This window comes from Corynebacterium sp. zg254, assembly GCF_024701495.1.
Classification (GTDB): domain Bacteria; phylum Actinomycetota; class Actinomycetes; order Mycobacteriales; family Mycobacteriaceae; genus Corynebacterium; species Corynebacterium zhongnanshanii.
The window spans coordinates 90,896-110,271 of sequence record NZ_WIAR01000004.1; the positions used below are offsets into that span (position 1 = coordinate 90,896).

16 protein-coding genes and 3 tRNA genes are annotated in these 19,376 nt (G+C 59.5%); 15 read left to right on the forward strand and 4 right to left on the reverse strand.

Annotated elements, in window-relative coordinates:
• The first annotated feature begins 28 nt into the window (after window positions 1–28).
• The 13 genes from recF (at window position 29) to GC425_RS09340 (ending at window position 13,067) form a co-directional block, all read left to right on the forward strand.
• Window positions 29–1,231, forward strand: coding sequence for a DNA replication/repair protein RecF (gene recF, locus GC425_RS09280; RefSeq protein WP_151844827.1), 1,203 nt, complete (start codon window positions 29–31; stop codon window positions 1,229–1,231).
• Between the two features lie 52 nt (window positions 1,232–1,283).
• Window positions 1,284–1,916, forward strand: coding sequence for a DUF721 domain-containing protein (locus GC425_RS09285; RefSeq protein ID WP_231699802.1), 633 nt, complete (start codon window positions 1,284–1,286; stop codon window positions 1,914–1,916).
• A gap of 49 nt (window positions 1,917–1,965) precedes the next feature.
• Window positions 1,966–3,987: a DNA topoisomerase (ATP-hydrolyzing) subunit B gene (gyrB, locus tag GC425_RS09290; protein ID WP_151842815.1), complete on the forward strand. Its 2,022-nt coding sequence runs from the start codon at window positions 1,966–1,968 to the stop codon at window positions 3,985–3,987.
• Window positions 3,988–4,048: 61 nt separating this feature from the next.
• Window positions 4,049–5,020, forward strand: a complete 972-nt coding sequence (locus GC425_RS09295; protein ID WP_231699803.1) for an alpha/beta fold hydrolase — start codon at window positions 4,049–4,051, stop codon at window positions 5,018–5,020.
• A gap of 68 nt (window positions 5,021–5,088) precedes the next feature.
• The gene (locus GC425_RS09300; RefSeq protein WP_151844828.1) at window positions 5,089–6,351 is read left to right on the forward strand and encodes an LLM class flavin-dependent oxidoreductase; all 1,263 of its coding nucleotides are present in this window, start codon (window positions 5,089–5,091) and stop codon (window positions 6,349–6,351) included.
• A gap of 155 nt (window positions 6,352–6,506) precedes the next feature.
• On the forward strand, window positions 6,507–7,265 hold the full coding sequence (locus GC425_RS09305; protein ID WP_225723568.1) for an ABC transporter permease: 759 nt from the start codon (window positions 6,507–6,509) through the stop codon (window positions 7,263–7,265).
• Window positions 7,266–7,276: 11 nt separating this feature from the next.
• Window positions 7,277–8,386 carry an ABC transporter substrate-binding protein gene (locus tag GC425_RS09310; protein WP_151844830.1) on the forward strand — a complete coding sequence of 370 codons (1,110 nt, stop codon included), beginning with the start codon at window positions 7,277–7,279 and terminating at the stop codon, window positions 8,384–8,386.
• Window positions 8,387–8,388: 2 nt separating this feature from the next.
• On the forward strand, window positions 8,389–9,216 hold the full coding sequence (locus GC425_RS09315) for an ABC transporter ATP-binding protein (protein ID WP_151844831.1): 828 nt from the start codon (window positions 8,389–8,391) through the stop codon (window positions 9,214–9,216).
• Window positions 9,217–9,365: 149 nt separating this feature from the next.
• Entirely contained in the window at window positions 9,366–11,897 is a 2,532-nt protein-coding gene (gene gyrA / locus GC425_RS09320) for a DNA gyrase subunit A (RefSeq protein ID WP_151844832.1), read from the forward strand.
• A 158-nt stretch (window positions 11,898–12,055) separates the two neighbouring features.
• Window positions 12,056–12,643 carry a DUF3566 domain-containing protein gene (locus GC425_RS09325; protein WP_151844833.1) on the forward strand — a complete coding sequence of 196 codons (588 nt, stop codon included), beginning with the start codon at window positions 12,056–12,058 and terminating at the stop codon, window positions 12,641–12,643.
• Between the two features lie 66 nt (window positions 12,644–12,709).
• Window positions 12,710–12,786 (forward strand) — tRNA-Ile (locus GC425_RS09330).
• Window positions 12,787–12,797: 11 nt separating this feature from the next.
• A tRNA-Ala gene (locus GC425_RS09335) sits at window positions 12,798–12,870 on the forward strand.
• A 124-nt stretch (window positions 12,871–12,994) separates the two neighbouring features.
• A tRNA-Ala gene (locus tag GC425_RS09340) sits at window positions 12,995–13,067 on the forward strand.
• A 5-nt stretch (window positions 13,068–13,072) separates the two neighbouring features.
• Here GC425_RS09340 and GC425_RS09345 read toward each other — a convergent pair.
• Window positions 13,073–14,071: an NADP-dependent oxidoreductase gene (locus GC425_RS09345; protein ID WP_151844834.1), complete on the reverse strand. Its 999-nt coding sequence runs from the start codon at window positions 14,069–14,071 to the stop codon at window positions 13,073–13,075.
• A 115-nt stretch (window positions 14,072–14,186) separates the two neighbouring features.
• Here GC425_RS09345 and GC425_RS09350 point away from each other — a divergent pair, with 115 nt between their 5' ends.
• A complete protein-coding gene (locus GC425_RS09350) occupies window positions 14,187–14,636 on the forward strand; it encodes a helix-turn-helix domain-containing protein (protein WP_151844835.1) in 450 nt (149 codons plus the stop codon).
• Window positions 14,637–14,668: 32 nt separating this feature from the next.
• Entirely contained in the window at window positions 14,669–15,658 is a 990-nt protein-coding gene (locus GC425_RS09355) for an LLM class oxidoreductase (RefSeq protein WP_151844836.1), read from the forward strand.
• A gap of 68 nt (window positions 15,659–15,726) precedes the next feature.
• Here the strand turns inward: GC425_RS09355 and GC425_RS09360 are convergent, their stop codons facing one another.
• Genes GC425_RS09360 through GC425_RS09370 form a run of 3 tightly spaced genes read right to left on the reverse strand, consistent with a single transcriptional unit; the run spans window position 15,727 to window position 19,222 of the window.
• Window positions 15,727–17,256: an aldehyde dehydrogenase family protein gene (locus GC425_RS09360; protein ID WP_151844837.1), complete on the reverse strand. Its 1,530-nt coding sequence runs from the start codon at window positions 17,254–17,256 to the stop codon at window positions 15,727–15,729.
• Between the two features lie 2 nt (window positions 17,257–17,258).
• Window positions 17,259–17,753 carry a hypothetical protein gene (locus GC425_RS09365; protein WP_192930437.1) on the reverse strand — a complete coding sequence of 165 codons (495 nt, stop codon included), beginning with the start codon at window positions 17,751–17,753 and terminating at the stop codon, window positions 17,259–17,261.
• A 32-nt stretch (window positions 17,754–17,785) separates the two neighbouring features.
• Window positions 17,786–19,222, reverse strand: coding sequence for an FAD-dependent oxidoreductase (locus tag GC425_RS09370; protein ID WP_151844838.1), 1,437 nt, complete (start codon window positions 19,220–19,222; stop codon window positions 17,786–17,788).
• Between the last annotated feature and the right edge of the window lie 154 nt (window positions 19,223–19,376).

Here is a 19,376-nt window from a genome sequence, read left to right on the forward strand (position 1 = left end):
GCCCTGCCTGAAAGCACGCTAACGCCCGATGTATGTTCGCCGTGTTCAGCTCGCCGATTTTCGTTCCTGGGCTCAGCTCGACCTGGAGCTTCACCCTGGTGTGAGCGTGTTTTCGGGCCCCAATGGCCACGGGAAAACCAACATCGTGGAGGCCTTGGGCTACCTGGCGCACTTAAGTTCCCACCGGATTAATTCGGACGCCGCCCTGGTGCGAGAGCAGGCGTCGGTGGCGAAGGTCTCCGCCACGGCGGTCAATGACGGGCGGGAATTGACGGCGTCGCTGGCGATTCGACCTCATGGGGCGAACAAGGCGCACATCAATCGCACGGCGATGCCGTCGCAGCGCGATTTGTTGGGGATTGTGCGCACCACGTTGTTCTCGCCGGAGGATTTGGCGTTAGTGCGGGGTGAGCCGGAGCAGCGTCGGTCGTTTCTGGACACGATTATGGTGGCGCGTTACCCGCGTCTGGCCGGCGTGAAGTCCGAGTATGACAAGGTGCTGCGGCAGCGTAACGCCCTGCTGAAGTCCCCCGAGCCGGATGATTTTACGCTGGAGGTATGGGATGCGCAGCTGGCGGCGTTGGGCGGTCAGCTGATGTCCGCGCGTGTGCAGATTGTGCACGATATCGCCCCTCACCTGCAGGAAACGTATCACCGTTTGGCGCCCGAGTCCCGCCCGGCGCATCTTGCGTATTCCTCTACCATCGACGCCCAGCTTCACGATGTGGGAGTGCACTTGGGGGAATCGAAGCCTGATGTGGAGCCGGCGTTGTTGTCTCCCGATATTGCCGAAGCCGTGCTGTTGGAGGGGTTTGCGGCGAAGCGTTCCCAGGAGTTGGATCGGGGGACCACGCTGTTGGGTCCGCATCGGGATGATGTGGTGTTGATGCTGGGCACGCAGCCGGCGAAGGGCTATGCGAGCCATGGTGAGAGCTGGTCTTTTGCGTTGTCCTTGCGGCTTGCTGCGTTTTTTATGCAGCAGGGTGATGGGGCGGAGCCGATTGTGATTTTGGATGATGTGTTTGCGGAGCTGGACACGGGGCGCCGGCAGCAGCTGGTTCATCTGCTGGACGGGGCAGAACAGGTGTTGATTACGGCGGCGGTGGATGAGGATATTCCCGCTGACCTGCGCAGTATCGCTCATTTCTATTCGGTGGAGGCTGTGGTGACGGAGGAGGGGCGCATTTCTACGCTGACTCCGGAGGCGTCCACAGAGTCTCCGGAGGAGTGAGGGCGGGTGCGCAGCGCAGGGTGTGTAGGACGTGCCGACTACACTGTGGAGTATGTCGGACATGAACACACCTACCCAGCCAGCTCACGAGGAACCGCAGTCCTTTGAGCGGGCTGACCAGGCATTACAGCCCTTTCCTGGGGATTTGGTGTCCGAGGCGCTGGGTGCCATCCGCGCAGCGGGCGCTCGCAATGTCGGTGAAAGTTCGGTCGCGAAGCGGAGGAGGGAACGCTGGGCGTCGGGGGTAAAAAATAGAACAACGACCACGCAGAATAAGGTATGGCGGCGGCCCACGCGGCTGGATGGGCGGGCGGATACCCGGTATCGCGACCCTGCGCGGGCGGGGGATCTGCTGACGAATCTGGTGCGTGAGCAGCGGTGGAGCAAGAAGATCTCCGTGGGGCAGATCATGAATGCATGGCCGGAGCTGGTGGGGGAGCAGGTGGCTCAGCACACCACGCCCACGCGCTATGACGATAAGACCATGCAGCTGACGGTGCAGTGCGATTCCACTAGCTGGGCTACAAACCTGCGGCTGATGCAGACGCGGGTGCTGCAATCGATCGCGCGGAAGGTGGGGCCGGACGTTGTGGCGGAGGTGAAAATACTGGGACCGAACAACCGGATGCGCAGTTACGGGAAGCTGCGTGTGAAGGGCCGTGGTCCGCGTGATGATTTTGGATAGCTGATAGAATAGGCGGAGTTTCTATTGCAATTTCAAGGAGTTAATCCACGTGGCTGAAGCAGCTAAGAGCAATTATGGTGCGTCGTCGATCACCATCCTGGAGGGCCTGGAGGCCGTTCGTAAGCGTCCGGGTATGTACATCGGCTCCACCGGCGAGCGTGGCTTGCATCACCTGATCTGGGAGGTCGTCGATAACTCCGTGGACGAAGCCATGGCAGGCTACGCGGACACGGTCTCTGTCACCCTGCACAAGGATGGCTCCGTGGAAGTGGAGGACAACGGCCGCGGCATCCCCGTGGAGAACCACCCGTCCGGCCCGCCGACCGTGCAGGTTGTGATGACGCAGCTGCACGCTGGCGGTAAGTTCGACTCGGACTCTTATGCCGTCTCCGGTGGTCTGCACGGCGTGGGTATCTCCGTGGTGAACGCCCTGTCCACCCGTGTGGAGACCGACATCAAGCGCGATGGTTACCTGTGGCACCAGGAGTTCACTATGGCCGTGCCCGCGGAATTGCAGAAGGTGAAGAAGGCCCAGGGCACCGGAACCAAGCAGCGCTTCTGGCCGGATGCGGAGATTTTTGAAACCACGGTCTTTAACTTCGATACCGTGGCGAAGCGCCTGCAGGAGATGGCGTTCCTGAACAAGGGACTGACCATCAACCTCACCGACCTGCGCGAGGATGCTGCGGAGAAGGATCTTCTGGATGCTGCGGCTGAGGATGCCGAGGCACCGAAGTCCGCTGAGGAAAAGGCCCAAGAGGAAGAGAAGAAGAAGGGCCCGCGCACGCGGACGTTCCACTACCCAGAAGGTCTGAAGGACTATGTGGAGCACATCAACCGCAAGAAGACGCAGATCCATCCGTCGATCATCTCCTTCGAAGCCAAAGGCGAGGATCACGAGGTAGAGGTTGCTCTGCAGTGGAACAACGGCTACTCACAGTCCGTGCACACCTTCGCCAACACCATCAACACGTTTGAGGGCGGCACGCACGAGGAAGGTTTCCGCGCAGCACTGACCTCCTTGATGAACCGCTATGCCCGCGAGCACAAGTTGCTGAAGGAGAAGGAAAGCAACTTAACCGGTGACGATGTTCGCGAAGGTTTGGCCGCGGTGATTTCCGTGCGCGTGGGAGACCCACAGTTCGAGGGTCAGACAAAGACGAAGCTGGGCAACACCGAAGTGAAGGGCTTCGTGCAGCGCGCGGTCAACGAGCACCTGTCCGACTGGCTGGATGCTAACCCGGCTGAAGCGAAGGCGATCATCACGAAGGCCGTGGCCTCTGCGCACGCTCGCGATGCCGCGCGCAAGGCCCGCGATATGGTGCGCCGCAAGTCTGCGTCCGACCTGGGTGGACTGCCCGGAAAGCTGGCCGACTGCCGCTCGAAGGATCCGAAGCTGTCCGAGCTTTACATTGTGGAGGGTGACTCTGCAGGTGGTTCCGCTAAGTCCGGACGTGACTCCATGTACCAGGCGATCCTGCCGCTGCGCGGAAAGATCCTGAATGTGGAGAAGGCGCGCATGGACAAGGTGCTGAAGAACAACGAGGTCCAGGCCATCATCACCGCACTGGGCACCGGCATTCACGACGAGTTCGACATCAAGAAGCTGCGCTACCACAAGATTGTGCTGATGGCCGACGCCGACGTGGACGGTCAGCACATCGCCACCCTGCTGCTGACCTTGCTGTTCCGCTTCATGCGCCCACTCGTGGAAGAAGGCTACGTGTACCTGGCACAGCCACCGCTCTACAAGCTGAAGTGGAGCAAGGGAGAGCCAGGTTTCGCCTTCTCCGACCGCGAGCGCGATGCTCAGTTGGAAGAAGGCCTGGCTGCTGGTCGCAAGATCAACAAGGACGACGGAATCCAGCGCTACAAGGGCCTGGGCGAGATGAACGCGAAGGAGCTGTGGGAAACCACCATGGACCCCAGCGTGCGTACTCTGCGCCTGGTGACCTTGGAAGATGCGGCTGCCGCTGATGAGCTCTTCAGCATTCTGATGGGTGATGATGTTGTTGCTCGCCGTAGCTTCATCACGCGCAACGCCCGCGATGTGCGCTTCCTGGACGTGTAAGCACTGACGTCCTTCGCTGTTTTTACAGCGGAGGGCGTACGCGTAGGGCACAATATCAAGAGTGACTGCTGATAGCCCTATACATAACCCAGAAGACAAGAACGCCAGCGATGCGGCGGCTAGCACTGATAGAACGGCGGCTAGCACCGTGACGATGGAACAGCTCCCACTGACCATGTGGGATGAGTCCACCTCCACGCTTCGCCTCTTTAGCCCGCTGAACCAGAAGTCCTCCGCGTCCACTGATGAAAATTCCCGACCGCTCGTAGTCATCTGGCCCGGCTGGGGCGTGGGCGCGCGCTACTACGACCCCATCGCCCGAGAGCTCGCCAGCCGCGGTTTCCCCGTGGTGACTGGGGAGCTGCACGGCCAAGGCTCCTCCACTGCGGAGGCCAGCAAGAAGCACCGCTTCGGATACCATCACATGGCCTCCGGGGACTTCCCGGATACCATCCGTGCTGCAAAGAAGCACTTCAACCTGCCTGAGGATCATCCCACCTACCTGCTGTGCCACTCCATGGGCGGCCAGGTGGCAAGCCTGTTCCTGGCTCGCGAGGAAGCGACCACCCTGGGCGTGCGCGGCATGATGGGCGTGGGCGCCGGCAGCCCCCACTGGCGCGGCTTCGAGGGCAAGGCCGCGGCGCGACTGCGCTGGGGCACGTCCTGGATGTGGCTGATGGTGAAGATCTTCGGCTACCAGCCCGCCGGCCGCCTGGACCTGGCAGGCTACGGCCGCCAATCGGGCGCGCACTTTAGCGAGTGGCATCGTTACGTCCACACCAACCGCCTCCACAAGCTGGAGGATCAGGACCTGGATTATGAAGCGGCGAAGCTGGGCATTTCCGTCCCTGTCCTGTTGACTCGTTTTAGTAACGACGCCGACTGCACCCTGGAATCCTGCCGTAACCTGGCGAAATCGCTGCCGTCAGGGGTTGTCGAGGTGGAGGAGTTGCCGGAGACGTTGGGTCATAACCGGTGGGCTCGTGAGCCACAGCGGATTAGTGATCGTTTCGAGGCATTTGTGCGTGGCTAGCGTGTACTTATTTTCACGATGAATTGAACACTGGTGCCAGATATAGACTAAGTGGTCTACTTTGGGGCATGACTTCAACACATGACATCACTTTGCACTGGTTCCTTCCCACCTACGGAGACTCCCGCTCCATCGAAGACGGCGGACATGGCTCCGGATTTTCCTTCGGTCAGCGAGAGACAAACCTTCACTACCTCACCCAATTAGCTCTCTCGGCTGAGTCCAACGGCTTCGAGTCCGTCCTGGTTCCCACTGGCCTGTGGTGCGGTGAGGGATGGACTACCGCCGCTGCCCTCATTGCCCGCACCACCCGCCTGAAGTTCCTGGTGGCCTACCGTCCGGGTCTTATCTCCACCCCGCTGCTGGCGCAGCAGACCCAGAGCCTTCAGGACTTGTCCGACGGTCGCTTGAACCTCAACGTGGTTGTGGGTGGCGAGGATCACGAGCAGCGCGCCTACGGCGACTTCACCACCAAGGAGGAGCGTTACGAGCGCGCCAATGAATCCCTGGAGCTGGCTCAGAAGCTGTGGACCCAGTCAGAGCCGGTCACCACGGAAGGAAAATACGAAAAGGTAGAAAACGCGCAGCTTGCGAAGCGGCCCAACGTGGTGCCGCAGATTTACTTCGGTGGATCCTCGGCCCCGGGAATTGAGGTTGCCGCGCAACAGGCCGAGGTCTACCTGACCTGGGGTGAGCAGCCCGAGGACGTGAAGGCCAAGATCGACCATGTTGCCGAGCGCGCCGCCGCCTACGGCCGCACCCTGGAATACGGACTGCGCGTGCACGTCATCGCACGTCCTACGGAAGAGGAAGCCTGGGCGGAGGCTCAGCGCCTCCTCGATGAGATCGATCCGGAATTGGTGGAACGGATTCAGGCAGGCTTGGCGAAGAGCCAGAGCGAAGGTCAGCGTCGTCAATCAGAATTGCACAAGAAGGGCAAGGCCTTCACGCGCGGCACGGACGCCAGGGATCTGGAAATCGCCCCGAACCTGTGGACGGGCGTGGGCCTGATCCGCGGCGGTGCCGGAACGGCGCTGGTCGGAAGCTATGACCAGGTTGCCGAGCGTCTCAACGAGTACAAGGACGCCGGCATCAACCACTTCGTCCTGTCCGGCTACCCACACCTGGAAGAGGCCTGGCACGTGGGCGAGGGCCTGGTTCCCGCGTTGCAAAACCGGGGCTTGAGCGTCAAGAACCACAAGGATCCAGACGTCGGTGCCGCGGAGAAGGAGGACGCAGGACGCACTCCGTTTGTGTTTGATACTGCGTCGAACGCAGGGGCAGACTCCACGCCTGACTCTGAGCCAGAACCAGCATCCGCAGGAGTATAGGAATGACTACCCAAGCCTTGCCGGACACGCGCCGGGCTGAGAATAGTCATAGCCAGTCATATATGAGACGTGAGATCACAGACCAAGCCCCGCCCAGTGCCCGCCAGCGATTTCTTAAACTGACGACGCACAGGCGTGTCCTTCAAATCGGCAGCGTGCTGGTGTTCCTGCTTGCATGGTGGGCCATCACCCGCTTTGGGAACATCAACCCCACGGTGCTGCCCTCGCCGATTGATGTGTTTCACCAGCTCATCGTGACCAACCAGTGCACCACGTCCGAGACGGGCCGCGTGCGCTGTGGTGCTCAAGACTATTACCTGTGGCAACACCTGCTCGCCACGCTGCAGCGAATCGGCGTGGGCGTGGGCGCGGGAACTATCGTGGGTGTTCTCCTGGGATGGCTACTGGGTATCTCCGCTAATGCACGCGCGGTGGTGGAACCCTACCTGGGCTTCCTGCGCGCTCTGCCTCCTCTCGGATACATCGGTCTGCTGATCGTGTGGTTCGGCATTGGGGACGTCTCCAAGGTGGTCCTGCTCTTCGCCGCGGTGTTCCCCACGGTGGCTGTGGGCACGCTGGCCGGAGTGCTGTCCGTCAAGCAAGATTGGATACGCGCTGCAAAAACACTGGGTGCCAACTCCCTGCAGATTCTGCGCAGAGTGACCATCCCGGCGGCGTTGCCACACATCATCACCAGCATCCGCATCGGTACTGGCTTGGCGTGGTCCGCCATCGTCGCTGCTGAATTGAACGACGGTATCCCCGGCATTGGTGGCCTGGCGTATATCTCGGGAACTCAGCTGGATACGGCGCTCACCATTGCCTGCATCATTGTCATCGGTATTACGGCCCTTATTATTGACCAATTACTCATCCGCCTCGAGCGACGCTGCACCCCGTGGGTGGGCAAGTAAAGAGACTCATCATGAATCACGCGAAGAACACCTCGATAAAACCAGCCGCCTGGAAGGTATCTCTGGCGACGATGGTTGCCGCAGGCACTGTGTTTACCCAGACTGCTTGTGTGGGTGGGCCGGCAACGCCGAAAGCCTCGGCGTCGGAGTGTCCGGTACACGTTAATGAGGATTCAGCAACGTTGAGGATCGCCTATTTGGGTTCGCCTTTGCAGGATCTTTACGTGTATGACCAGGGATATTTGGATGCCTGCTTGCCGAATGTGGATGTGCAGTGGGCGCGTTATCCCACGGGTCAGGATATTGTGCAGGGTTTTGCGGCTCAATCGGTTGATGTGGGTGGCCTCGGATCAACTCCTGCGGCAAAGGCATTGAGTAGCCCGTTGGATTTGGACGTACTTGTGCCGCGTGTGAATACCATTGTTGGTAGCACGGAGGCGCTGGTGGCGAAAAACGCCAAGTCCATTAAGGACCTGAAGGGAAAGAAAATTGCGGTGCCATTTTCTTCCACCTCGCACTACAGCCTTCTGAAGGCGCTGGAGGATGCCGGATTGGACCCGTCTCGTGATGTGACGATCACGAATATCTCGCCGGATAAGCTGCCCGCCGCGTGGTCCTCGGCGGATATCGAGGCCGCGTATGTGTGGGACCCTACCCTGCAGACTTTGAAGGAGCACGGCGGACACGTGGTCCTGACCTCGGAGGATGTAGCGAAGTTGGGCGCCCCCACCTTTAACGTGACGATGGTGTCCCGCCCATGGGCTGAGACACACGCCGGCGTGCTGGACACGTGGCTGAAACTTCAGGATTACGTGACCACCAAAGCTGCCGACGCCGATCCCGGCTACGTGGAGGCCGTCTCTATCCAGTCCGGTATGAAGGTAGAAGACGGCCAAAGGCAAGTCACCGGTCAGGAATATATCCCTGGCAATAGGCAGCCCGAAGAATTGAAATCTTTGGGACATGCGTTGTATGACACGGCGGATTTCTTGTCCCAACAGTCGGAGGTATCCGGCGCACACGAGGAAAAGAAATACGTGGATGCGACCACACAATGGCCGTTTTATCGGGACACGTTTGGCAAAAAGTCTGCCGACCAAAAGTCCGATGATAAGAGGTAATCATGGTTCACGTTGTTAATGTATCCAAGGTTTTTGACTCGGATAAAGGACATCCCGTTCAGGCGATTGACGGCATTTCTTTGACCGTGCCCGAAGGACAAATCCTGGCCGTGGTGGGCCCCAGTGGCTGCGGTAAATCAACGCTACTTAAGCTCATCGCGGGCTTTGAAAAGCCGACGTCTGGCGCGGTGTATGACAAACAGGGTGAGGACATCACCGGGCCCGGGACTGATAGGGGAGTGGTGTTTCAACAACCCACACTCTTTCCCTGGTTGGACGTGGAGGCGAATGTGGAATTCGCCGCCACGGTCCGCGGTGCGGACGAAGGCCGGGCTATTAAGGAAGCGGCCGCGCAGCTCATCGACATTGTGGGCTTGTCTGCCGCGCGCACGCGCTATCCTCATGAGCTGTCCGGAGGAATGCAGCAGCGCGCGCAGATCGCACGCGTGTTGGCCACGTGCCCGGAGGTTGTGTTGATGGACGAGCCCTTCGGTGCGCTGGACCCTTTCACCCGCGAGCAGCTTCACGCCGAGCTGTTGCGCGCCTGGAATCGCTACCGGCCCACGATTGTGTTTGTGACGCACTCTGTAGAGGAGGCGTTGCTTTTGGCCGATCGGGTCGTGGTGATGGCGCCGAATCCGGGACGCGTGATCCGGGAGATTGAGGTTCCGGAGTCCGTGCGTGCCACGAAGATCTCTGAGGACGTGGTGGCTGACCGCCAGAAGCTGCAGGCAACCTTGCGCGAGCATGCCAGCGATCCTGTGTTGGTAGACCTGCGGCATGCGCTGAAGGAAGCCATCGTCGATGCGCACGGTCTGGTGAGTCAGTAGCGGCGTCGGATATCTTCGTTGCGCAACAACGTTTCACGTGAAACATCGGCCTACCCGGCGTCTCCGTCAGCCACTCTAGTTAACTGTGAAAAGCTAAATCTTTGGTAGAATGGCTGAGTTAAATACGTCAACAGAAAGGCCCTACGCACGTGAGTGACGTAACCAACGACGGCGAGACTTTTGACAGGATCAAACCGATCGATCTGCAAGAGGAAATGCAGAACAGCTATATCGATTACGCCATGAGCGTGATCGTGGGCCGTGCTCTTCCTGAAGTGCGCGATGGTCTGAAGCCGGTGCACCGTCGCATCTTGTACGCGATGTATGACAACGGCTACCGTCCCGATCGCTCCTACGTGAAGTCCGCCAAGCCCGTCGCGGACACGATGGGTAACTATCACCCACACGGCGACTCCGCCATCTACGACACTCTCGTGCGCCTCGCCCAGCCATGGGCCATGCGCTATCCGATGGTTGACGGCCAGGGCAACTTCGGCTCTCGCGGTAACGACGGTGCCGCCGCCATGCGTTACACCGAGTGCCGCCTGACCCCGCTGGCGCTGGAAATGGTGCGCGATATCCGCGAAAACACCGTAGAGTTCCAGCCCAACTACGACGGTAAGACCTCGGAACCCACCGTGCTGCCGTCCCGCGTGCCGAACCTGCTGATGAACGGTTCCGGCGGTATTGCCGTGGGCATGGCCACGAACATCCCGCCGCACAACCTGAACGAGCTTGCCGACGCCATCTTCTGGTTGCTGGACAACCCCGAGGCTGAAGACGCGGACGCTCTGGAAGCCTGCATGGCTCGCGTGAAGGGCCCGGATTTCCCGACCGCCGGCCTGATCGTTGGTGATAAGGGCATCGAAGATACCTACCGCACCGGCCGCGGCTCCATCCGCATGCGTGGCGTGACGGAGATCGAAGAAGAAGGCAACCGTCAGATGATCGTCATCACGGAATTGCCGTACCAGGTCAACCCGGACAACCTGGTGCTGAACATTGCGGAGCAGGTCCGCGACGGCAAGCTGGCCGGCATCGCCAAGATTGATGACGAGTCCTCCGACCGCGTGGGTATGCGCATCGTGATCCGCCTGAAGCGCGATGCCGTGCCACGCGTGGTGCTGAATAACCTGTACAAGCATTCGCAGCTGCAGACCTCCTTCGGCTCCAACATGCTGTCCATCGTGGACGGTGTGCCACGCACACTGCGTCTGGACCAGATGCTGCGACTGTACGTGGATCACCAGATTGACGTGATTGTGCGCCGTACCCAGTTCCGCCTGGATCGCGCCGAGGAACGCGCCCACATCCTGCGTGGTTTGGTCAAGGCCCTGGACGCCCTGGACGAGGTCATCGCCCTGATCCGCCGCTCCCAGACCGTGGACATCGCCCGCGAGGGACTGAAGGACCTGCTGGATATCGACGATATCCAGGCCGATGCCATCCTGGCCATGCAGCTCCGACGCCTGGCCGCCCTGGAACGCCAGAAAATCATTGACGAGCTGGCGGAAATCGAAGAGGAAATCGCTGACCTGAAGGACATCCTTGCGTCCCCCGAGCGCCAGCGCACCATCATCCACGATGAGCTGGCGGAGATCGTGGAGAAGTATGGCGATGAGCGCCGCACGAAGATCATCGCCGCGACGGGCGATGTGTCTGAAGAGGACCTGATCGCCCGCGAGAACGTGGTGGTGACCATCACGTCCACCGGCTACGCGAAGCGCACGAAGGTGGATAGCTACAAGTCCCAGCGCCGTGGCGGCAAGGGCGTGCGCGGTGCTGAGCTGAAGCAGGACGACGTGGTTCGCCACTTCTTCGTTTGCTCTACGCACGACATCATCATGTTCTTCACGAACTTCGGCCGTGTGTACCGCCTGAAGGCCTTCGAGCTGCCGGAGGCATCCCGCACGGCCCGCGGCCAGCACGTGGCAAACTTGCTGGAGTTCCAGCCGGGTGAGCAGATCGCCCAGGTTATCCAGATTCAGTCCTACGAGGACGCTCCGTACCTGGTGCTGGCGACCGCGCAGGGCCGCGTGAAGAAGTCTCGCCTGACGGACTATGACACCGCGCGTTCCGGCGGCCTGATCGCCATCAACCTGAACGAGGGCGATTGCCTGGTGGGTGCGCAGCTGTGCACGGCGGAGGATGACCTGCTGCTGGTCTCTGAAGAGGGCCAGGCGATGCGTTTCACCGCCGACGATGAGACGTTGCGCCCGATGGGCCGCGCGACCGCCGGCGTGAAGGGTATGCGCTTCCGCGAGGACGACCAGTTGCTGGCTCTGACCGTTGTGGCTGAGGATTCCAGCCTGTTCGTGGCGACGTCCGGCGGTTACGGAAAACGGACGCCGATGTCTGAATACCCGTCGAAGGGCCGCGGCGGCTTGGGCGTTGTGACGTTTAAATACGACGCCAAGCGCGGTAAGTTGATCGGCGCGCTGACCGTGTCCGAGGATGATGAGATCCTGGCTATGACCTCCGCTGGAGGAGTGATCCGTACCGAGGTGAAGCAGATTCGCTCCACATCCCGCGCGACGATGGGCGTACGCCTGGTGGATCTGGGCAAGGATGTCGAGTTGGTTGCGGTGGATCGCAACGTGGAAGACGAGGCTGAGGAGACCGCGGCTGTGGTGTCCGAAAAGGGCCTTGAGGCGCAATCTGGACAGGACAAGCTGCTCTAGGTCTCCCGGCCGGATGCCGTGAGGTAGGCAGGCCTTGAGCCTGACCTGCTTCAGGGTAACGGTTGTGATGCGAATGGCCCGGCTTATGGCCGGGCTTTTTCGCGTTCTGATTAACTAGGGGTGTGAGCGAGGCCGGCATAACCCAAGGAGAAGAACCAATGGCTTCAGATGATGAGAAGCAGGAGCAGGCGCGTGCTGCGGTGACCACTGAAGTGAACACTGAGTCCCGCACTGAGAGTGGTGCCCGGGCGAAGCGGGACGGCCAGGCGTCGGCCCCTTTGGAGACTCGGCAGCTGACGGTGTTCCGCGTGAATCCAGTGAGCGCGTTGAAGGTCGGTGCGGGGTTTGGTGTGGCGCTGTTTCTCGTGTGGATGATTGCCGTCACCATTGTGTGGATTGTGCTGAATGCAGCTGGGGTGTGGGACCGGCTCAATAATCTACTGTCTGACCTCTTTGGGCTGGATACCCTCGGGCCGGGAGTGTATTTCGGCCTGACGGGGCTTCTGGGCGTGCTGGAGGTGCTTGTGGTGGTGATGCTGGCGCCGTTGGCGGCGGTGGTGTACAACGACGGGCAGAAGCTGTGGGGTGGTTTGAAGGTGGAACTTGCCGAGGATGTTTCGCCGGCTGGGCATGAGGGTGCGGATGAGGATGCGCTCGGAGGTGTGCTTGGGGGCGCGCACGAGAATAAGCACGCGGGCAAACATGAGAGTAAGCATGGCAATAAACACAAGAAGAAAGAAGACTAAAAACAGGCTATGACCTGCAGATTTGTTAAAATTCTCTGCACTATGTAAAGTTACATTCTGTTCAAAGGGCCTATAGCTCAGGCGGTTAGAGCGCTTCGCTGATAACGAAGAGGTCCCAGGTTCAAGTCCTGGTAGGCCCACCATTTGAACAAACGGGGCATTAGCTCAATTGGTAGAGCATCTGCTTTGCAAGCAGAAGGTCAGGAGTTCGATTCTCCTATGCTCCACAGTCACCCGGCTGAGAGAACATCCTTTCTCTCAGCCGGGTTTTGCGTTGCGTGATTGCGGGTTAAACCGCTTAACCCTTCATTTGTCTCAGCAGTACTTGTGTAATAAGATGAACTGCTGTCTGGGGCATTAGCTCAATTGGTAGAGCATCTGCTTTGCAAGCAGAAGGTCAGGAGTTCGATTCTCCTATGCTCCACATTTTTATAGGTTCACCAGAACTTTGCCGTGAGGCTTTCCGGTGACCGTTGTGGCCAGAGCATCATTAAGCTCCTCGAGGGGGAACACTGGTCCTACCTGGGGCTTAAAGATGCCCTCGTCGGCCAGCGTGGCGATGCGCTGAAGGTCCTTGCCGCTGGGCTGGATGAAGAGGAAGCGGTAACTCACTCCATGCTTCTTAGCTAGCCGTCGAACTTTGAAACTTAACCCGGCAATAGCTAAGCGAATGAAAGGGTTCAACCCCAAGCTTTTTGCAAAGTGTGGCTCTGGTGGGCCGGTGATACCAATGACGGTACCGCCCGGGGCAGTGAGACCAAGCGACTTTTCCAGGACTTCTCCACCTTGGGTATCCAGCACCAGGTCGAACTGTTGTCCTTCAAGCTCCTGTGCAAAGTCTTGGCTTCGGTAATCGATGAGCGTATCCGCTCCAAGGTCCTTGAGGTAGTCGAAGTCTCGCGCTGAGGCTGTGGTGGTCACGCGTGCTCCGAGGTGCTTGGCGAGCTGGATCGCAGCGGATCCCACACCACCGGCGCCGCCGTGGATCAACACGGAGTTTCCTTGTTGCACCTTGCCCATGGTTACGAGGGCTTGCCATGCTGTCAGTCCTACGACGGGCAGCGCTGCGGATTCCTGTGTGCTCAGCGTGGTGGGCGCCAGAGCTACCTCTGAGGCATCAACCGCTACGTATTCGGCATAGGCGCCGCTCCCGCCCACGCCGACGTAGGCGTAGACCACATCACCTTTCTGGTAGTCGGTGACGCGCGCGCCAGTCTCAACGACGGTTCCGACGAGCTCGCCGCCCATGGTCTGGGGAAACGAGAGGGGGAAGAGTGCCTTGAATTCGCCGTCCCGAGTGCGTGCATCTGCATGATTGACTGCCGCGTACTCTACTTTGATGAGTACCTGATCCTCGGTTGGGGAGGGCTTAGGTTGCGTGATGATGTCCAATGGTTTCTTGTATGCGGTGAGAACGCCTGTGCGCACGTGTGCTCCTTCGGGTGATCTCCGGCGACCAACCGCCAGAGTGATTAAACTATGTAACTACTAAACCCCGATGCTAATATGAGTAGTTAAGAAAAGCAACCACCTAGGACGAGTGATGATCGACACCCCACGCTCCACCTGCCCCATCAACCGCTCACTCGAGCTGCTTGGGGACCATTGGAGCCTGCTCATTCTTCGCGACATTGCGCTCTACGACCGCCGCTCGTTCCGCGACATCCTCACGCATTCCGAAGAAGGAATCAGCGCCCCCATGCTCTCCCGGCGCCTCAAAGACCTGGTCAGCGCCGGCCTGCTCACCAAAGAAACCGCTGATCGCGGCAAGAAAGGCCGCTACAGCTTTACGGACAAAGGCCTGAGCGTCGTCCCTTTGCTCTTTACCCTCGCCGACCTGGGGCTCACCCTCGACGATCGAACTCGCCCTGTATTCACTGATTATCAATCCGACGCCCAAGCGCACCTCCCCACCGGTGTTCGTCGAGCCCTTCAGGACCTCAGGCGACAACACCTTGGAGAACCCACCAAGCCCGCACAGCAGTCACAGTGACCACACAACCCTCACATGGTTAGGAGCCATTTATGCTGAAGCCTGCCTCCACTCCACACACTCAGCACTGCGCATTTTCCCGCACATTCCAGGAGGGCCATCTCACGCTGGGTCTTGCCTATCCACTAGAAAACGTGGGCACCGATATGCGCAGCGAGCAGCATCCTCGCATGGATATCCAGGAACACGTGGCACTCACCCAACTCGCTGAAAAGGTCGGCTTTTCCGCAGTATGGGCGCGGGATGTTCCTCTCCACGATCCCGATTTTGGGGACGTTGGCCATATTTATGACCCCTGGACTTTCCTGTCCTACATCGCAGCATCGACTGAGACTATTGGGTTGGGGACTGCGGGCGTCGTATTACCACTACATCATCCCATTGACATCGCTAAACAATCCGCATCGCTGGATCAGATCTCGGGCGGGCGATTCATCATGGGCGTGGTCAGCGGAGATCGGCCTATTGAATATCCCGCGTATGGAAAAGATCAGGGGGCGCGCGGGGAAGATTTTCGCGCGAGCTTGGACTTCATCACCAAGGCCCACTCGGTCAGTTTCCGGCCGATTAACACCTCCAGCGCAACGCTGCGTGGCGCCGATGTGATCCCCAAACCCACCACTCACCACGTGCCCATGCTGGTTACGGGATCAGCCCAACAATCCATGGAATGGATTGCAGAACACGGCGACGGGTGGATTACATATCCCAGGGGGCCGCAGCAGCAAAAGGAATTGGTGGGGAATTGGCACCAGACAGTGCGCGAGCTCACCGGCGGATTTAAGCCTTTCGCACAGTCACTCGGTGTGGACTTGGCGGAGGATCCTGATGCTGAAATGCAATCGCGGCACATGGGATATCGCCTGGGGCGCAATGCTTTGGTGGAGTTTTTGAGATTCCATCGGGACGCAGGGGTTAATCACGTGATTCTGGGACTACGCTCGAAGGACCGCCCGATGCAGGAGGTTATTGAGGAGCTTGGAGAATACGTGCTCCCGGAGTTCTCGGCGGCACAACCGTAGCAGGCTGTGCCGCGCGAGCCTCGACGTACAGCTCCGGCCTAGGGCTGGGGCTGCTTACGCGCCAGCGGTTAGCGCTTCTGAGCGCGAGTGGCCTTTTGGGACAGGCTTTCCAGCTGAGTTCCCAACACACCGAACTTGGCCAAAGATACGGCAGCCGGCGAATCCGCGAAGCGCGCCACCATCATCTGCGTGAACTTCTTGTACTTCGCCTCCGTCAGCGGATACCAATTCGCTTCCAGTTTGTCGCCGTCCTTGTCCACAATCACAGACTTCACGTTGCACCAGCCGTGCAGGCCCTCCACGCCCTTGTGGCGGCCGAAGCCAGAGTTGTTCACGCCACCGAAGGGCAGCTCGGCGGTGGATTCGGTGGCCATCACGTTGTTGATGGAAATGCCGCCCACATGCAGGGCGCTGGCGACGCGGCGGGCCCGCTCCTCATCGGCCGACCACACGGAGGCGGTGAGTCCATATGCGGAATTATTGGCCCGCTCAATGACCTCCTGCTCGTCCGAGAAGGAGAAGACCGGGATCGTTGGGCCGAAGGTCTCTTCCGTGGCAGCCAGGCAGTCATCCGGAACGTTGGTGAGCACCATCGGCGGGATCAAGGCGCTCGTCCTATCCCAGTCCTGACCCGTGAGCAGTGTGGCGCCGCGTTCCAGCGCATCCTCCAGATGCTCGCGCACAATGTCAATCTGCATGGGCACAATCATCGCGCCAAGATCGTTATCTTTACTGTGCGAATCCTCCTGCTTGAGCAGCTTCACCTGGCGGACCAGCTCGTCCACAAACCTGTCGTGGATGGACTCGTGCACATACAACCGCTCCACCGACGTGCAGGACTGGCCCGTGGCCGTCAGACCACCGAATAGCAAGCCAGAGACCGTGCGGGCGATATTCACATCCTCAAACACGATCATCGGATCCTTGCCACCCAGCTCCAACTCCACAGGAATCAAGTGCTGGGCCGCCTGGGCCATGATCTTCTTACCCGTCCGCGTGGAACCCGTGAACATGATGTAATCCGGTTTCTGGTCAATCACGGCCTCGCCCACGGATCCGTCACCGTAGACCACCTGAACCCAGTTGGGTGCGAAGCCCGCATCCTCTAGCAGGGACTCAATGAGTCCCTGCAGCGGCGTGTGCTCCGAGCCCTTGTACACAATCGCGTTACCGGCCGCGAAGGCTGCAGCGATCGGCACGATCGCCTGGAAGAACGGGTAGTTCCACGGGCTGATGATAAACGCCACGCCCTTGGGCTCGTACCAGATCTCCGACTTCTTGCCCATGAGCGTCAGTGGGGTAGGAACCTTGTGAGGCTTCAGCGCCTTGGCGGCGTTATCCTCCACCCATTTCACGTTATCCAGCCCGCCGAACATCTCTGACATCAAAATCTCACTGCGGGATTTATGCGTATCGTCCTGAACGCGGTTGAGGATTTCTTCCCGGCGCTTCAGAATCACCGCGCGCAGCGAGGCTAGATGCTCTAATCGCTCTTCGACGCTGAGCGCGCGAATGGATTTCTGTGCCACGCGCGCACGCGCGACAACTCCTTCCAGGTTTTCTGACTGCTCGTGTGGTGTGCGAACTGTGTCATTCATCGTTACTTCTCCTCTTCTCCAGCGGTGCCGGCATGGTTAGCGGCGACCTGACCAGCGGTGGCGGCTTCTTCTGCATTTTCGGCAAGGTATTGCTCATACGCCTCGACATTCATCACCGGGTTATAGCGCAGCCGCTGGTGAATACTCGGCGTTCCCCCCACCTGTAAATCTGAGTAATACAGCGAATGCACAATGCCCTTAATTCCCACATGCGCCAGCCGAAACACAGCAGCAAGTGGGCCCGGAACCTTGGCATGCGCCGCCACCATCGTCAACAGTGCTGTGATGACCGGCCGGGGAAGATACGCACAGGCAAAGAGCAAACCCTTCAAGGGATCACGATCGCCCGCGTACATGTAGGGCAACATCCCGTCGATGCCCCGAGCCGCCCGGGATTCAGAAAAGCTGGGATACCCATGCCCACCAGGAATCACCAGGTCACCCAGGCGGTTCAGGCCTTTGAGTTGTGTCGCGTTAAGAGAATAGTCGTTGCTCATGGAATTAGCCTTCCGGTGTAATCTCTGTGCTGTTAGCTCTCCGCCAGGATGACTTCGCTGGCCATAAGAGACAGGGACATAATGGTCAGCGCCGGATTAATACCCGGAGCATTCGGGAAGATGGACGAATCCGCCGCGAAAATCCGCTTGGACCCATGCAACTGGAAACCAGGATTCACCACGGAGCGTGTTTGACTGGTACCGATGCACAGTCCACCCATCAGGTGAAGACCAATACCCATTTCGCCTTCGATGATCTCCCGCGCCCCCGTGGAATGGAAGAGGTTACGGATCGCATCCTTACCGGCCTTCACGCGCCGCTGGTCTTCCTTATTCAGCGACTTTTTAATGATCGGCTGGCCCTTTCGAGAGATCGTGATCTGCCCGGGATTGGTGTCCCGAATACAGACCTCCACGCAGCCCATATTTTCGTACTGATCCATGACGTGCTGGTGATCGGCGCCAAAACCAGGCATGAGCAGTGCAATAGAAGCAGGGCCCGCAAAGACATTCTCCAACTTATAACCTTGCCGGCGGAATCCGGGGTCATTGGACTTGTAATTTTGGAGAGGCCCTTCAAAGGCGCGAACCGGGGCGTCGTATATTCCCACGTTCATATATTGCGGGTGAGAATAGAAATGACGGCCGAGCGCGGGGAGCCGCCGCCCGTAACCGGAACGCAGCAGCAACGCGGAGTTGCCAATCGCACCCGACGCCAGCACCACGCGCGTGGCGGTGTACGTCACCGTCTGCTGCGCATCCAGAGGGCCACCCACCACAGCGGTCACTTCCACATGATCCGAACGCTCCCTGATGGTGCGGACCTCGGTGCGATCCTGGAGGGTGAAGCCATAGGCCTCGGCCACGGGCAGGGCGGTCACGGCGGTGGACTGCTTGGAATCGATACGGCACCCAGACAGGCACTCGATGCAGCAGTTTCCGTGCTCGAAATGGCAATCAGCCTGGGCGCGGCGCAACGGCGCGTACTCGTAGCCGTTGGCCTCGAAGCCCTTGGCGAAGAACTCCGCATTCTTATTGCGGTTGTCCTCCGGCACGGTCTGCAGGGCCATGTTGCCCTCGGCGCGGGTGTAGTACGGATCCAGGTCGTCCTCGTTGAGGAATGTCACGCCGGATTTATCCCGCCAGGAGCTAAACGCTACCTCGTCGAAGCGGTCCATCAGCGCCTGGTTCAGGATCGAGCCGCCGCCGACAACCTTGGGGCGCAGGATAGCCAGCGAGGCTTCCGTGTTCAGCTCAATGCCGCCGCCCCAATACATCTGGCTGGAGCCATAGGCTTCCTTTGTGGGGTAGGTGTGGCGATTGTAACGCGTTCCGGCTTCGAGCCCCAGGCAGTTCCAGCCTGCGCGGGAGAGTTCACGGGCAACGTTGAGACCGGAGGTGCCCGCTCCGATGATGATCGCGTCATAGCGTTCGGTGCTATCCGCGAGTGGTCGTTGTTGCTCTGACATGGCTACACAGTAGAACGCCAGTGGTTTCCATGTGCCATATTTAAGATTTTGATGACAAAATGGTGTGATGAGCCTGGTGAACGTGCCCCGTTTGTGGGGGAACAGGCTTTGAAAGTGTCAGTGTGGGAGGGGCATCTTGCGTTTTACATATTTA

What these genes read in the sequence shown, in the direction of transcription:
- GC425_RS09365 (WP_192930437.1), bottom strand. Translation starts at nt 17,753, where the DNA reads ATGAGCAACGACTATTCTCTTAACGCGACACAACTCAAAGGCCTGAAC.
- GC425_RS09310 (WP_151844830.1), top strand. Translation starts at nt 7,277, where the DNA reads ATGAATCACGCGAAGAACACCTCGATAAAACCAGCCGCCTGGAAGGTA.
- GC425_RS09285 (WP_231699802.1), top strand. Translation starts at nt 1,284, where the DNA reads ATGTCGGACATGAACACACCTACCCAGCCAGCTCACGAGGAACCGCAG.
- recF (WP_151844827.1), top strand. Translation starts at nt 29, where the DNA reads ATGTATGTTCGCCGTGTTCAGCTCGCCGATTTTCGTTCCTGGGCTCAG.
- GC425_RS09360 (WP_151844837.1), bottom strand. Translation starts at nt 17,256, where the DNA reads ATGAATGACACAGTTCGCACACCACACGAGCAGTCAGAAAACCTGGAA.
- GC425_RS09370 (WP_151844838.1), bottom strand. Translation starts at nt 19,222, where the DNA reads ATGTCAGAGCAACAACGACCACTCGCGGATAGCACCGAACGCTATGAC.
- GC425_RS09350 (WP_151844835.1), top strand. Translation starts at nt 14,187, where the DNA reads ATGATCGACACCCCACGCTCCACCTGCCCCATCAACCGCTCACTCGAG.
- GC425_RS09315 (WP_151844831.1), top strand. Translation starts at nt 8,389, where the DNA reads ATGGTTCACGTTGTTAATGTATCCAAGGTTTTTGACTCGGATAAAGGA.
- GC425_RS09355 (WP_151844836.1), top strand. Translation starts at nt 14,669, where the DNA reads ATGCTGAAGCCTGCCTCCACTCCACACACTCAGCACTGCGCATTTTCC.
- GC425_RS09300 (WP_151844828.1), top strand. Translation starts at nt 5,089, where the DNA reads ATGACTTCAACACATGACATCACTTTGCACTGGTTCCTTCCCACCTAC.
- GC425_RS09325 (WP_151844833.1), top strand. Translation starts at nt 12,056, where the DNA reads ATGGCTTCAGATGATGAGAAGCAGGAGCAGGCGCGTGCTGCGGTGACC.